We start from the raw sequence: 14,523 nt of genomic DNA on the forward strand, positions 1-14,523 counted from the left end.
GAGTGGCGGCAGGCCGGCTGCTCGATGTGTCTGGGCATGAACCCCGACCAGCTGGCTCCGGGCGAGCGCAGCGCCTCGACGTCGAACCGCAACTTCGAAGGGCGCCAGGGCAAGGGCGGCCGCACGCATCTCGTGTCGCCCCTGGTCGCCGCCGCAACGGCCGTGACTGGCCACCTCGCCAGCCCAGCTGACTTGTAGGAGACCCACATGGACGCATTCACCGTGCACACCGGAACTGCGGTTCCGCTGCGCCGCAGCAACGTCGACACAGACCAGATCATCCCGGCCGTCTACCTCAAACGGGTGACGCGCACCGGCTTCGAGGACGGGCTGTTCAGCGCCTGGCGCGTGAACGAGCCCGACTTCGTCCTCAACCAAGCGCAGTACGACGGCGCGACCGTGCTGGTCGCCGGACCCGACTTCGGCACCGGCAGCTCCCGCGAGCACGCGGTGTGGGCGCTGCTCGACTACGGCTTCAAGGTGGTCGTGTCGCCTCGGTTCGGTGACATCTTCCGCGGCAACTCGCTCAAGGCCGGACTGCTCACGGTGGAGCTGCCCGAGAAGATCGTCCAGAGGTTGTGGGACGACATCAGCGACGATCCGGCGACGCAGGTGACCGTCGACCTCGTCGACCGCCAGGTGCGGTGGAGCGGCGAGGTGCACGACTTCGCGCTGGACGACTACACGCGCTGGCGGTTGATGGAAGGCCTCGACGACATCGGTTTGACGCTGCGCCACACCGACGCCGTCGATGCGTACGAGCACACTCGCAAACCCTGGCTGCCGACCGCGACCGTCTGACTCGAGCAACAAATCTCCTGCGACACAGCCTGAGCACGTTGTTCACCGCAGTCCAACCGCATAGCGTGTCGAAGCGAACGACCATCGTGGCCGACACACGTCCCGGGAGGACCCGTGCCAAACAAGGCTCAGTTCGTCGAGATGCTCGCTGAGCGTCTTGACGGCGACAGGAAGCGCGCAGCAGCTGCGCTCGACGCGGTGATCGACAGCGTCTATGCCGCGATCTCGCGTGGCGAGAAGGTTGCGATCACCGGCTTCGGCGTATTCGAGCGTCGTGACCGCGCTGCGCGCACCGCACGCAACCCCGCAACGGGCGCGCGGGTGGACGTCGCCGCGTCGCGCGTTCCGGCGTTCCGCGCCGGTGCCGAGTTCAAGGCGATCGCCAGCGGTGCCCGCGACTTCACGCAGGAACGCACCGCCCGGGCGCAGGCCGCTGTCAGCAAGGCCGCCGACACCGTGCGGGATGCGCCGGCCCGGGCCGCCGCTGTGGTGAGGGACGCGCAGGACCGTGCGACGGCCGCAGTGCGCGACGCGGCCGACGCGGTGCGCGAAGCGCCCGGTCGCGCCGCGGCCGCGGTGAAGAAGTCGCCGTCGACCGCGGCGGCGGGCAGTTCCGCGCCGGCCAAGAAGTCGGCGGCCAAGAAGTCCGCGCCGGCCAAGAAGTCGGCGGCGAAGAAGGCGTCGAGCGGCAAGTCTGCGGCCGGCCGCACGCTGGCCTCCGATGGTCCCAGGAAGGCGGCCAAGAAGGCAACGGCCAAGAAGCTGGCCAGCAAGTCACCGGCCAAGAAGTCGGCCGCGAAGAAGGCTCCGGCCAAGAAGAAGTAGCCCGCGCTGCGCAGAGGGGGCGTCGGCCGCGGCCGGCGCCCCTTTCGCGTCAGCTCGACACGTCGCGAGTGGCGCGAGTGGCGCGAGTGGCGTCGTCGTAGTAGTCGGCGGACACGACGGTGCCGTCGACGACCGACAACGCCCAGGCCGCGCCTTTCTTCGTGTCCGTGTCGCGCAGTCCGCGACCGAGCCGGTCGACGAGGCGCGGGATCGTCGTGCCCTGGCTGCAGACCACCGTCACGCGGCCCGGCTTGGCCAACGACATGAGCGCGTCCTCACTGGCCGACGGCGACGCGGCGTGCGACCGGTCGGCGAAAACCGGATCGACCTGGACGTCGAGACCCAGCCGCTCGGCGAGGGGCTGGACGGTGTCGATGCAGCGGACGAGGTCGGCCGAGACGATCCGGTCGGGCGCGAAGAAGGCCAACAGCTCGGCGAGCCGCCGCGCCTGCGCCTGCCCCGAGAGGTCGAGGGGCCGGTCGTCGTCGTCGCCGGCCCAGTCGCCTCGCTTGCCGGCCCTGGCGTGGCGGACGAGCAGGATCACCGAGTCGGGAATCGGCACCGCGGCGAAGTCGGCCATGACCCGGCGGTCGACGTCGTAACTCAGCCGGTCGCGCGCTGCCTTGGGCCGCAGCCACTCGACGTCGTCGATCTCGGCGCCTGCGCTGAATTCGCCCCCGACATGGCGCATCACCCAGTAGGTGAGCGACTTGCGTCCGTCGGGCACGGTGTAAGTGACGTCGCCGATGCGTCGCGACACGGCGACGTGAGACCCGAGCTCCTCGGCCACCTCGCGCACCGCGGCGGCGAGCTCGGTCTCGCCGTCCTCGAGCTTGCCCTTCGGCAGCGACCAGTCGTCATAGCGAGCGCGGTGGACGAGAGCCACCTCGACGTGGCTCTTACGCACCCGCCAGACGACTCCGCCGGCCGCGCGGATCTCCGACGCCGCTCCCCGACGCAGCACGCCTACTCGCCGCGGTCGGCCAGCCGCTTCATCAGCAGCTCTTGATAGTCGGTTTGGGCACGGCCGGAGCGTACCCACTTGCCGTCGCTGTGCAGGTCCCAGGCCGCCGTGTCCTCGTCGAAGGCGAGATCGAGGCAGTCGTCGAGGTGGGCCCGGGCCTGCCGGTCGGACACCCGGCACAGCACCTCGACCCGGCGGTCCAGGTTGCGGTGCATGAGATCGGCCGAGCCGACCCAGAACTCCGGGTCGCCGCCGCCACCGAAGTAGTAGATACGCGAGTGCTCGAGGAAGCGGCCGAGGATCGAACGCGCCCGGATGTTGTCCGACAGCCCGGGAACGCCGGCGCGGATCGTGCAGAACGTGCGCACCAGGAGCTCGACCTTCACACCCGCCTGCGACGCCCGGTACAGCGCGTCGATCGTCTGCTCGTCGACGAGATGGTTGGTCTTGAACCGGATGTGGGCGGGGCGGCCGCTGCGGGCGAATTCGACCTCACGCTCGATGCGTTCGAGCAGCCCGGCCCGGATTCCCTGCGGGGCCACGAGCAACGAGCGGTACTCGGTCTGCCGCGAGTAGCCCGTGAGGACGTTGAACAGGTCGGTCAGATCGGCGCACACCTCCTCGTCCGCCGTGAACACGCCGAGGTCCTCGTACGCCCGAGCCGTCTTCGGGTTGTAGTTGCCGGTTCCGATGTGGGCGTAGCGCTTGATCTGATTGCCTTCTTGCCGGACGACAAGCGCGGTCTTGCAATGGGTCTTGAGCCCCATGAATCCGTAGACGACGTGACAGCCGGCGCGCTCGAGCGCTCTCGCCCATTTGATGTTGGCCTGCTCGTCGAACCGGGCCTTGATCTCGACCAGCGCCACGACCTGCTTGCCGGCCTCGGCCGCGTCGATCAGCGCGTCAACGATGGGGGAGTCACCGGACGTGCGGTACAGCGTCTGCTTGATGGCGAGTACCCGGGGATCGGCGGCGGCCTGCTCGATGAAGCGCTGCGTGCTCGTGGCGAAGGACTCGTAGGGATGGTGGACCAGGACGTCGCCGTCACGCAGGGTGGCGAACACCGACTTCGGGGTTTCCCCCTCGGCGAAGCGCGGGTTCGTCAACGGCATGAACGGACGCTCCTTGAGCGCCGGCCGGTCGATGTCGTACACCTGCTGCAGCGCGCTCAGGTCGAGCAGCCCGCGGATGCGCAGCACGTCGTCGGGCTCCACGTCGATCTCGCTGACCAGTAGTTCGACGACCTCGTCATCGATGTCGTCGGCGACCTCGAGCCGAACGGCCGGGCCGAAGCGGCGGCGCATGAGTTCGCGCTCGAGGGCTTGCAGCAGATCCTCGTCGCGGTCCTCATCCACCTCGAAATCGGCGTTGCGGGTCACCCGGAACAGGTGATGCTCGACCACCTCCATGCCGGGGAACAGCATCGACAGGTGAGCGGCGATCAGGTCTTCGAGCGGCAGGTACTCCGCCTCGACCGGACTCTGCGACACGACGACGAAGCGCGGGACGTTGTTGGGCACCTTCACCCGCGCGAAGCGCTGGATCTCACCGTCCGGATCGCGGACGAGCACGGCGAGGTTCAGCGACAGACCGGAGATGTAGGGGAAGGGATGGGACGGGTCGACGGCCAGCGGGGTGAGGACAGGGAACACCTTCATCTCGAAGTACTCGGCGAGACGGCCCTGCTCCTCGTCGTCCAGGTCGTCCCAGCGGCGGATGTGGATGCCCTCGGACTCGAGCCCGGGTGCGACGACCTCCGCGTAGCACCGGGCATGCCGTTCGACGAGTTCCCGGGTGCGGGCCGAGAGCGCGGTCAGAACCTCGCGGGGGGACAGGCCGTCGGCCGAGCGCACCTGCAGACCCATGTCGGCCCGGCGCTTGAGCCCGGCGATGCGCACCATGTAGAACTCGTCGAGGTTGCTGGCGAAGATCGCCAAGAACTTCAGCCGTTCGAGCAGTGGCTGGTCGCGGTCCTCGGCCAGCGCCAGCACGCGCTCGTTGAAAGCGAGCCAGGACAGCTCGCGGTTGGCAAACCGGTCGTCGGGCAGATCGTCGACGTGCTGGATCCCGGCGGTGTCCTCGTCCTCAAGAGCGGAGTCGGTCGCGGTGATGTCCGTCGTCGTCAGGGCTTCGCTCACCGCTCAATGATGCCCCGTCAAGATGAACGGACGGGAACCTCGGCCGCACGGAGCACCGCGGCCGTCGCGGCTCCGAGTCCCAGGCCGGCCGCCTCGCGCAGGTCCTCGGCGGTGTCCACGTCGTGCCGCAGGCCCCGGCCGCCCTCGAGTTGCGCGCCCCCGTCGGCATGCCGGGCGGCCGAGCCGGCGCCGAACCGGGGGTCCAGCGAGGTCCCGGGCGTCACCGCCAGCAGTGTGGTGCCGGTGCCCGGGGCGTCGGCCACGAAGGATCGGGGGTGCTGGGCCGCAGCCGACAGCGCCGCTGCCAATTCGTCCGGGCGCAAGGCCGGCAGATCGCCCACCAACGCGACGATGCCGTCCTCGGGCCAGGATCGGGCCGCGTACTCGGCGGCTTCACGCAGCGCCGCGTTCAGGCCCGGCTGCCGTTGCACGAGCGCGTCCGGGTCGCCCATGCGATCGGTGACGACCAGGACCCGGGCGACGCCCTCAGCGGCACCGGCGGCTGCGAGGGTGTCGGCCCGGATCGCCTCGACAAGGTGGCGGTGGGCGGCGGCGTCGGCGCTGGCGGGCAGCAGCCGGCTCTTCGCCTCGGGAAGTGCCTTGGCCGGGATGACGACGGTCCAACGCACGGTTGGGAGTCTACGAACCCGGTGGGTGCCGGGCGTCACGGGTCGATACGGCAGACTGCATCGGGGACCGAGAGGAGTAGCGGGTGGCGAGGCTCCACAAGTTACGCAGGCCGGGGCACGGCGAGAAGCTGGGCTTCGGCTGGCGGGTCGTCTGGTGCATCCTGTACTACCCGGTGTCCGGAGCGTTCAAATCCCGTTACCGCAACATCGAGCGGATTCCCCAGCAAGGGCCGATGATCATCGTCGTGAACCACGTGTCACACGTGGACCCGTTCCTGATCGCCAAGTTCGTTTTGGACGCCGGCCGGGTCCCGCGCGTGCTGGCCAAGGAGTCGATCTTCGACGTCCCGGTCGTCGGCGCGGCCATGCGGACGATGGGCCACATCCCGGTCAAGCGCGGAACGGTCGACGCCCGCCAGTCGCTGGCGGCCGCCGTCGACGCGCTGCACGCCGGCAAGGTGATCGTCCTGCACCCCGAGGGGACCGTCACCCGTGACCCCGAGGGCTGGCCGATGAACGGCAAGACCGGCGCCGCCCGGTTGGCCCTGCTCGCCCCGGACGTGCCGGTCATCCCCGTCGCCCAGTGGGGCGTGCAGGAGAAGTGGGATTTCTACAACAAGCACGTCCGCCCGTTGCCGCGGGCCAAGCACGTCATGTCGGTCGGCGAGCCGATCGACCTGAGCGCCTGTCGCGGCGTCAACCCCACGCCGAAGGTGCTGCGCGAAGTGACAGACGTGATCATGCGTCGCCTGCGCGACGACGTCGCCGCGCTGCGCGGGCAGTCGGCGCCGACCGGCGAGCTGTACCGCTGGCGGCGCAAGTCCGACGGCCTCGAAGCGACCGATCCGGGCGATGCGGCATGAGGCCACGACAATGACCCGCGCCGCGGTGCTGGGTGCCGGTAACTGGGGGACCACGTTCGCGAAGGTGCTGGTCGACGCGGGTAACGACGTCACCCTTTGGGCGCGCCGGCCCGAGCTCGCCGACGACATCAACGCGGTCCACCGCAACGACGACTACCTGCCGGGCATCGAGCTGCCGCCGGCACTGGTCGCCACCCACGATCCGGTTGCCGCCCTGCGCGGTGCCGACCTCGTCGCCTTCGCCATCCCGTCGCAGTCGCTGCGCGAGAACCTCGCCGCCTGGGCGGCACACCTGCCCCCGGACGCGACGCTCGTGAGTCTCATGAAGGGTGTGGAGCTCGGCAGCGCGAAGCGGATGAGCGAGGTCATCGCCGAGATCTCCGGCGCGCCGGCCGAGCGGATTGCCGTCGTCAGCGGACCGAACCTCGCCCGCGAGATCGCGGAGGAACAACCGACCGCCACCGTCGTCGCCTGCGTGGACGAGGCCCGGGCCGAGTCGGTGCAAAAGCTCTGCGGCACGTCGTACTTCCGTCCCTACACGAACTCCGACGTCGTCGGCTGCGAGCTGGGCGGAGCGGTCAAGAACGTCATCGCCCTGGCGTGCGGGATCGGCCAGGGGATGGGTTTCGGCGACAACACCGTCGCGTCGATCATCACCCGCGGCCTGGCCGAGACGGCGCGGCTCGGTGAGTGCCTCGGCGCCGATCCGTTGACGTTCGCCGGTCTGGCCGGGCTGGGAGACCTGGTGGCCACCTGCAACTCCCCGCTGTCCCGCAACCGCAGCTTCGGCGAGCGTTTGGGTCGCGGCGAGTCCCTGGATGAAGCGCAGGCGGGCACGCGGGGACAGGTCGCAGAGGGGGTGAAGTCGTGCCGGTCGGTGCTGGAGCTGGCCAAGAGGCACGATGTCGACGTGCCCATCACCGCCGCCGTCGAGGCGGTCTGCTTCAGGGGCATGACTCCGCCGCAGATGCTCGAGCTGCTCATGTCGCGCTCGATGAAGTCGGAGAGCTGATCCGAACCCCTTGGGTAGGGTCGGACCGTGAGCGAGCGTAGCGAGCGTTGACCGTGAGTCGGCGGATCCGGGTGGCGGTGGTGTACGGCGGCCGCAGCAGCGAGCACGGCGTCTCGGTGGTGTCGGCCGGCAGCGTCCTGGCCGCGCTCGATCCGGCCAAGTACGAGGTCGTCCCCGTCGGGATCACTCCGTCCGGGCAGTGGGTGCTCACCGACGCGACCCCGGAGTCGCTGCAGATCAGCGAACGCACGCTGCCCGAGGTCGAGAAGGGCACCAACGTCGTCATCTCTCCCGATCCGTCGTCCTCGACGCTGGTCGCCGTGGACCCCGGGGAGGCGGTGACCTTCCTGGAATCGGTCGACGTCGTCTTCCCTGTGCTGCACGGGCGCTTCGGCGAGGACGGCACGATCCAGGGACTGCTGGAGATGGCGGGCGTTCCCTACGTGGGCCCGGGCGTCTTCGCGAGCGCCGCGGGTATGGACAAGGAGTTCACCAAGATCTTGCTTCGGGCCGCCGGTCTCGAGGTCGGCCGGTTCGCCGTCCTGCGCCGCGGCCGGCCCTACTCGGCCGTCGACCTGCATCCCCTCGGCCTGCCGGTCTTCGTCAAGCCTGCGCGAGGCGGCTCGAGCGTCGGCATCAGCAAGGTCGACGACTGGACGGACCTCGATGAGGCGGTGCAGCTTGCGTTCGCCCACGACTCGAAGGCGCTGATCGAGGCGGCGGTGACCGGCCGCGAGATCGAGTGCGGCGTCCTGGAGAACGCCGACGGCCTCCCCGAGGCGAGTGTTCCCGCCGAGATCCGGCTGCGACCCGGCCACGACTGGTACGACTTCGATGCGAAATACCTCGACGACGCGTGCGAATTCGACATCCCGGCGCAGGTCTCGGCCGAGGTGATCGCCGACATCCAGGACGCGGCCTGCCGGGCGTTCACCGCGCTCGACTGCAATGGGCTCGCCCGCGTCGACTTCTTCGTCACGCCCGACGACGTCGTCGTCGTCAACGAGATCAACACGATGCCCGGTTTCACGCACATCTCGATGTATCCGAAGATGTGGGCCGCGTCCGGCGTCGACTACCCGACGCTCGTCGATCGATTGATCACCGCCGCGCTGCGCCGCGGCGTGGACTGACCCGGTCGATCCTGCTAGCTGCCCCGACGCAGGCGCAGCCAGCGGTACCCGTAGGCGCCGAGCGCAACCTTCGAACGGTCCCCGGTCACCGGCGAATACTCGGAATCGGCGAACACCTCATGGGGATCCCGGCCGAGGTCGACCGAGCCGAGGTCGAGCGAGACCGGCGAATCGGCCAGATTGTGCAGAAGCAAGATCGCGCCCTCGGGCGCGTCGAACCGATGAACCAGTACCGAGCGGGGCACCGGTACGTCGACGACATCGGGTGTGCCCACTCCGATCTCCGGACACTCGCGGAGGACGTCGATCAGCTGTTGGAACCACCGCAACAGGGATTCCGGATCCCGGCTCTGGGTTCGGACGTTCACCTTGCCCGCTGCGTAGGTCCCGCGGTTCAGCACCGGCCGTACGAGTTTCGCCGGCGGCGCGGTCGAGAACCCGGCGCTGGGCCCACCCTCCCACTGCATGGGAGTACGGATCGATTCGCGCCCGTCCAGTCGTAGGTTTTCCCCCATGCCGAGTTCCTCGCCGTAGCGGAGCACGGGAGTACCCGGCATCGTGAACTGCAAGGAGTAGGCCAGCTCGATGCGTCGCCGCTCGCCGGCCAGCATCGGAGCCAACCGACGCCGTATGCCGCGGTTGTAGATGCGCATGTCGGGCTTGGGCGCGAAGGCGGCCATGACGTCGTGGCGCTGCTCCTGGGTCAGCTTGCTGAGGTCCAACTCGTCGTGGTTGCGCAGGAACGTCGCCCACTGGGCCATCGCCGGCATGCGGGGCATGTCGCCGAGATATTCCACGAGGGGCTCCGCGTCGCTGCGGGCCAACGCCAACCACAGCTTCGCGTTGAGGTCGAAGGCGAACATCATGTGCGCGCGGTCGTTCGGACCGTCGGCGACCGCCGCGCAGTAGCTGGCCACGTCCTCGCGAGCCACGTTGGCCTCGCACAGCAGGACGGCATCCGCGCTGTGCCACTGCACGTCCTGGCGCCAGTCGTTCAGGATCGTGAAGTCCAGTGGACCGGGATCGACATCGGGCGAGACCTGTTCGAGCACGAACGGCGCGGCGTCGATCCGGAAACCGGAGGCACCGAGCTGCAACCAGAAGGCCATCACCTTCTTGATCTCTGCCCGGACCGCGGGGTTGGACCAGTTCAGGTCCGGTTGGAAGTCGTAGAAGCGGTGGAAGTACCACTGCTTCGCGACCGCGTCGCAGGTCCATGTCTCGGTCTGCTCGCCCGGGAAGACGATCCCCTGCCGCCGATCGGCCGGTTCGTCACGGCTCCACACGTACCAGTCCCGATAAGGCGATTGCGGGTCGCTGCGAGCGGACTGGAACCACGGGTGCTGATCGGAGGTGTGGTTCACGACGAGGTCGAGCAGTAGCCGGATGCCTCGCGCCCGCGCCTGTAGCGCCAGCTCGACGAAGTCGCCCAGGGTCCCGAGGCGTGGGTCGACGCCGTAGTAGTCGCTGATGTCGTAGCCGCTGTCGCGTTGAGGGGAGGGGTGTATCGGGTTGAGCCACAGGCAGGTGACGCCCAGCCGGGCCAGGTAGTCCAGCCGGCTCGTGAGACCGGCCAGGTCACCCCAGCCATCTCCGTTCGAGTCCTGGTAGATGTCGACGTCGAGGCAGTAGACAACTGCCTCCTTGTACCAGCGCTCGGACACCATTGGCTCCTCGGTCAGGCCCGGTTCATGTCTTCGGGTGCGGGCGCCCGTGTTCGGTGACGACGCGCTCGACCCGGCGGTCCGGCAGTAGCCAGATGAGCGCCTTCAGCATGCTGTCAGGTTACTGGCGAGCCAGTGCTGCGCCTATGTGTCGTGCAGGACCAGGTGGCACGACTGTGCGACGTCGAGCACGCGCATCAGCCGGCCGTTCCCGAGCCACATGCCGCAGCTGACCCCGAGCGCAAGGATCTCCCCGTCGTCGAAGTGTTCGTGCGCGCGGGCCCAGAAGTCCTCGTCGGCCCGCAGGCCGCGGTGGTCCTGGGCGAATCGCTCGGCGAACTCCGCCGCGATGCGCTCACGCGCGCTGTAGCCCGGCCAGGTGCGCCACTCGAGGACGTGATCGTAGAACGGCTCGTCGGCGCCCTCGGCCTCGCCGTCCGCCTCCCGGGTGTGCCGGCAGACCTGACACTCGTTGTCCTCGGCGATGCGCATGCGGGCGATCTCACGGACCCGCAGCGGGAGCTCGCTGTGGTTGTAGACGGCGTCGGCCAGTCCGCCGACCGCCTTGGCCAGCCGGGGACGCGGGGCCAGCCAGCCGGCGAGGTCGTTGTCGCTGCCGCTCGCGATGCGGGACATGGCCCGAGCGTAGCGGCTGGCTAGAACACGTTCCACTTCGTGCCGACGCGAGTACTGTCTCGGCGTGCCCGGGCATGGACTCGACCTCATCATGCGCAGCGCCATGCACGGGGCGCAGGGGGACTTCGCGCTGGTCGCGCTCCGGGCCGATCAGGAGCGCCTCATCATCCAGGCCGGAGCCGGACCGCTGGCCGAGAACATGGTCGGCAATCTGATGGCCATCCGCGACAGCGTCGCCGCTCCGGTGCTGTTGACGGGTGCGCCGCTGCTGGTCGCGGACTATCCCCGGCAGGGTGCAGCGGCGCCCGACGTCCGCGCGCAGATCGGTTCGGTCATCATCGTCCCGCTCGTCGCTGAGGAGCGGGTCGAAGGTGCGCTGGCCGTGGGCCGGCTCGCCGGCCGTGCGAGTTTCGCCCAGGCGGAGCTGGATGACCTGGCCGATTTCGTCCACCGCACCGGCACGGCGCGAGAACTCCAGGGTGCGCGTGAGGAGCGCCGGGCCGCCCGTCTCGTCGAAGAGCGGTCACGAATCCGCGACGACCTGCACGACAACGTGATCCAGGAACTGTTCGCCGCCGGCATGGCGCTGCAGGCCGCGGCCACTCGCATCGACGACGCCGAGGTGCGCGACCTGGTCACGGCGCAGGTCGACGCGCTGGACGCGACGACCACCCGGATCCGGTCCTTGATCAGCGACATGCCGTCGAGCGGCCTCGACGCTCCCGCGTTGCCGCTGCCGAAGCGGGTGATCGCGATCGTCGACAGCATGACCCCCGCCCTGAAGTGCCTGCCGACCGTCGTGTTCGGCGGCCCGGTGGAGTCGACCGTTCAACCGAACATCGCCGGTGATCTGGAGGCGGTCCTCCGCGAAGCTCTGTCGAACGTCGCGCGGCACGCACACGCGTCGGCCGTGCACGTGCGAGTCGTGCTGGACGGCCACACGTTGACCCTGTCCGTGATCGACAACGGTCGTGGGCTCGGCGACCCGGGGCGCTCGAGCGGGCTGGCGAACATGCGCCGTCGGGCCGTTCGGCATAACGGCAACCTCAGCGTCTCGGGCGCTCCGGGGGGCGGCACCGAACTGAAGTGGAGCGTCGAAGCGGGAGGCGCCCTCTGACGCGCGAACCGGGCGACGTCAGTTGATCTTGTTGCCGTACGGGGTCGGCGTACCCATCGGATACGGGCCGGGTGCCGTGTCGCCGTTGTGGGCGGCGCAGTAGGCGTCGCGCGCTGCGTTGCCTCCGCCACCGAGAAGCGGCAGGGGATTGACCGCGAACGAGGTCAGGAAGTTGCGCGCGATGACGTTGCTGCTGTTCTCGATGTTCTGGGCAACCACCGCCCGCGCGGCGTCGTTCGGGGCGGCGGCCAGCAGTTCGGCATTGCGCCACGCTCCTTCGCGCCAGGCCGACACCATCTGGAACGTCAGGTAGTTGACGAGCGGGTTGGTCGTGTCGTCGATGGTCGGATCGAAGCGCTGAGCCTCCTCGGCCAGCAGCGGAGCCGTGTCGTCGTTGAGCCACCTCTCCACGGCGTCGTAGTCGGCCTTGCCCGAAACCCCGCTCGAGTTGACGAGGCCGGAGGCGTACAGGACGAACGGCAGGTCCCGGTTGATGTGCGCGTTCATGCCGAGGAAGAGATCGCCGGCGCCGGTCACCGTCTTGTTCTGCGCCGCGTCGAAGGCGTACAGCCATGCTTGCGGCACGCCGGCCCGGTTGCCGCCGGCCCAGTTGTAGTACGCATCGGTGTAGTACCGAGCGAAGATGGCGTCCATATGGTTCATGTACGGGACGTCGCTGTAGTACCCGGGCTGGTCGCGCGTCCACCCGTAGGTCTGGGTCATGCGGATGTAGGCAAGGGGGAAGATCGCGAGATGCGAGCAGGACTGCGCGTTGCCCGTGAAGACCCGGAGCTCTTCCTTGAGCGTTGCGTTCAGGCAGTTCGGCCCACCGGCGGCACAGTCGTTGTCGCTTCCAGGGACGAGCTGATCGGGTCGTGTGTGCGTCCCCGTCCGCCGCCGACACCACTACCTACACCCCTTGGTCCTCGCTACTGCCGGGCTGGAGAAAGGAGCAGGACAGATGGTGCCGAGCGGGTCCCCTTAGTGTCAAGATGCTGTTAAGGTATCGCCGTGCGAACGCGTTCACCGGCCGGGCAAATGCATCTGAATCAGACCAGTTTCAGCGACGAGCTCCTCGAGCTGCTCGACGCGCTGCCTGCTTCAGTTGCGCTTTGGGACCGCGACGTGCGACTTCGCTATGGCAATCGGCGTTCTCTGACCCGGTTCAACCGCCCCCACGAAGAGCTCCTCGGCGCCCACCTCTCCCACCTCGTGCAGCGGCATGCCGTGGAGATGAGCGCCCAGTACATCGACGGTGCGTTGGCCGGGCAGCCGACCCAGGTCGAGCGAGCGATGGTCGGGTCGGACGGGCAGCGCTACAACGCCCATCAGGTGACGCACATCCCCAACATCGTCCGGGGCACGGTCTACGGGTACTGCGCACTGGCGGTCGACATCACCGCCTCCATCGAGGGCTACGAACTGGCGCGGCGCGCTCGCGAGCAGGCCGCCCTGCACGCCGAGCGCGCCCGCATCGTGGGCGACCTCCACAGTCACCACGTGGTCGACGACCTCGGGTCGGCCCTCGAGCGTCTCGACGCCGCGCTGGAGCTTGCCGCCGACACACTGCCCGTCCTGACCACGACCGCCGACGCGATCGAGCGAACGATCGGCGAACTACGCGCGACCGTTCGGGCGTGGATGCACACCGGGCTCCGGGACGAGGAACCGCGGGTGAGCTTTCCGAACGCGTCCCAGGCATCCATCGATGTCGAGGTGTCGGCCGGCGTGCCCTGGCCTCCGGACATCACCGGGCGGGGCTGGTCGGCCGATGAGCTGTGCGCGCTGCTCGATCTCATCCCGGCCGAGATCGCGATCTGGGACACGTCCTTCCGCAATGTGTTCGCCAACCGCGCGGCCGTGCGTTGGTTCGGCCGGGCCGACCGTGCGGAGGTCGCCGGCGTCCACGCTCAGGACCTCCTCGGCCCGGAGCTGTACATGGCCGCGAACATCGCGTATTCGGAGGCTGCACTTCTCGGTGAACCGCAGCAGTTCGACCGCACGGTGGTGCACCCCAGCGGGCTGCGTCACCTTCAGGTGTACTGCGCACCGCGGATGCACGGCGACGAGGTGACAGGTATCTACAGCTTCGTCGTGGACGTCACCCACCGGGTCGAGGCTGAGCTGGCCCTGCAAGAGGCGCGGGCTGAGCTCGCTGCGGCTCGGGAGCGGGAGCGGATCGCCGACGACCTGCACAATCTCGTCATCCAACGGCTGTTCGCGGCCGGTCTGGCGGCCACGTCACCGGCCGACGTCGCCGACGCGCAGGTCCGCGCCGTTCAGGACGGGATCCTCGCCGCACTGGACGACCTCGAGGCCGCGATGACGACGCTGCACGAGAACGTGGCACTGCTCGACCTGTTGCCCGACCTCGTGCACGTCGTGCACGCGGCGACGCAGCCGCGGGGCATCGCCGCGACCGTCGAGAACGTGGGCTCGGTGGAGTACGTGCCGGCCGCGGCCGGAGTCGAACTGCTCGCCGCCGCCGAAGCTGCTCTGGCCGACGTCGCCGCGCATTCCGAGGCGAGCCACGTCGTCGTCACGATTGCGGCCGACGCGTCGAGTGTCTGGCTGCGCGTCGCCGACGACGGGCGGGGGCTCGGCGGCGACGCGACCGGCCAGGGCATGGCCGAGATAACCGCACGTGCCGAACGGCTCGGTGGCACCTGCACCTGGCGGGCCAACGAGCCGTCCGGGATCGTCCTCGACTGGCGGATCCCCACGCCCGAGTGATCGCGCAG

At 69.1% G+C, this 14,523-nt stretch carries 14 protein-coding genes; 8 read left to right on the forward strand and 6 right to left on the reverse strand.

What is annotated here, in order from left to right; translation table 11 throughout:
- The 3 genes from ABR571_RS14995 to ABR571_RS15005 all read left to right on the forward strand — a co-directional run.
- Positions 1–198, forward strand: a 198-nt coding sequence (locus ABR571_RS14995; protein ID WP_409454009.1) for an aconitase family protein, incomplete at its 5' end; no start/stop codon positions are given.
- Between the two features lie 9 nt (positions 199–207).
- Entirely contained in the window at positions 208–801 is a 594-nt protein-coding gene (leuD, locus tag ABR571_RS15000) for a 3-isopropylmalate dehydratase small subunit (protein ID WP_409454010.1), read from the forward strand.
- Positions 802–915: 114 nt separating this feature from the next.
- The gene (locus tag ABR571_RS15005) at positions 916–1,626 is read left to right on the forward strand and encodes an HU family DNA-binding protein (RefSeq protein WP_409454011.1); all 711 of its coding nucleotides are present in this window, start codon (positions 916–918) and stop codon (positions 1,624–1,626) included.
- A 49-nt stretch (positions 1,627–1,675) separates the two neighbouring features.
- Here ABR571_RS15005 and ABR571_RS15010 read toward each other — a convergent pair whose 3' ends face one another.
- From ABR571_RS15010 to cofC, 3 genes are read right to left on the reverse strand one after another with little or no spacing between them, the layout of a single operon-like run.
- Positions 1,676–2,590 carry an NUDIX hydrolase gene (locus ABR571_RS15010; RefSeq protein WP_409454012.1) on the reverse strand — a complete coding sequence of 305 codons (915 nt, stop codon included), beginning with the start codon at positions 2,588–2,590 and terminating at the stop codon, positions 1,676–1,678.
- A gap of 2 nt (positions 2,591–2,592) precedes the next feature.
- Positions 2,593–4,728, reverse strand: coding sequence for an RNA degradosome polyphosphate kinase (locus tag ABR571_RS15015; protein ID WP_409454013.1), 2,136 nt, complete (start codon positions 4,726–4,728; stop codon positions 2,593–2,595).
- Positions 4,729–4,745: 17 nt separating this feature from the next.
- On the reverse strand, positions 4,746–5,357 hold the full coding sequence (cofC, locus tag ABR571_RS15020; protein ID WP_409454014.1) for a 2-phospho-L-lactate guanylyltransferase: 612 nt from the start codon (positions 5,355–5,357) through the stop codon (positions 4,746–4,748).
- An 83-nt stretch (positions 5,358–5,440) separates the two neighbouring features.
- On the opposite strand from cofC, the gene ABR571_RS15025 reads away from it, so the two are divergent.
- Genes ABR571_RS15025 through ABR571_RS15035 form a run of 3 tightly spaced genes read left to right on the forward strand, consistent with a single transcriptional unit; the run spans position 5,441 to position 8,365 of the window.
- The gene (locus tag ABR571_RS15025) at positions 5,441–6,220 is read left to right on the forward strand and encodes a lysophospholipid acyltransferase family protein (RefSeq protein WP_409454015.1); all 780 of its coding nucleotides are present in this window, start codon (positions 5,441–5,443) and stop codon (positions 6,218–6,220) included.
- A gap of 10 nt (positions 6,221–6,230) precedes the next feature.
- The gene (locus ABR571_RS15030) at positions 6,231–7,232 is read left to right on the forward strand and encodes an NAD(P)H-dependent glycerol-3-phosphate dehydrogenase (protein ID WP_409454016.1); all 1,002 of its coding nucleotides are present in this window, start codon (positions 6,231–6,233) and stop codon (positions 7,230–7,232) included.
- A gap of 47 nt (positions 7,233–7,279) precedes the next feature.
- Complete coding sequence (locus tag ABR571_RS15035; RefSeq protein WP_409454017.1) at positions 7,280–8,365, forward strand: D-alanine--D-alanine ligase family protein; 1,086 nt, start codon at positions 7,280–7,282, stop codon at positions 8,363–8,365.
- 14 nt (positions 8,366–8,379) lie between these two features.
- On the opposite strand, the gene ABR571_RS15040 is transcribed toward ABR571_RS15035, so the two are convergent.
- The gene (locus tag ABR571_RS15040; protein WP_409454018.1) at positions 8,380–10,029 is read right to left on the reverse strand and encodes an alpha-amylase family protein; all 1,650 of its coding nucleotides are present in this window, start codon (positions 10,027–10,029) and stop codon (positions 8,380–8,382) included.
- 144 nt (positions 10,030–10,173) lie between these two features.
- On the reverse strand, positions 10,174–10,665 hold the full coding sequence (locus ABR571_RS15045; protein WP_409454019.1) for a carboxymuconolactone decarboxylase family protein: 492 nt from the start codon (positions 10,663–10,665) through the stop codon (positions 10,174–10,176).
- Positions 10,666–10,729: 64 nt separating this feature from the next.
- Here ABR571_RS15045 and ABR571_RS15050 point away from each other — a divergent pair, with 64 nt between their 5' ends.
- Positions 10,730–11,782 carry a GAF domain-containing sensor histidine kinase gene (locus tag ABR571_RS15050; RefSeq protein ID WP_409454020.1) on the forward strand — a complete coding sequence of 351 codons (1,053 nt, stop codon included), beginning with the start codon at positions 10,730–10,732 and terminating at the stop codon, positions 11,780–11,782.
- 18 nt (positions 11,783–11,800) lie between these two features.
- Here ABR571_RS15050 and ABR571_RS15055 read toward each other — a convergent pair whose 3' ends face one another.
- Positions 11,801–12,598 carry a DUF5995 family protein gene (locus tag ABR571_RS15055; RefSeq protein WP_409454057.1) on the reverse strand — a complete coding sequence of 266 codons (798 nt, stop codon included), beginning with the start codon at positions 12,596–12,598 and terminating at the stop codon, positions 11,801–11,803.
- A gap of 195 nt (positions 12,599–12,793) precedes the next feature.
- Between ABR571_RS15055 and ABR571_RS15060 the strand changes: the two genes are divergently transcribed.
- Positions 12,794–14,515: a PAS domain-containing protein gene (locus ABR571_RS15060; RefSeq protein ID WP_409454021.1), complete on the forward strand. Its 1,722-nt coding sequence runs from the start codon at positions 12,794–12,796 to the stop codon at positions 14,513–14,515.
- The last annotated feature ends 8 nt before the right edge of the window (positions 14,516–14,523 follow it).

Source organism: Jatrophihabitans sp. (assembly GCF_046262535.1).
Lineage (GTDB): Bacteria > Actinomycetota > Actinomycetes > Mycobacteriales > Jatrophihabitantaceae > Jatrophihabitans.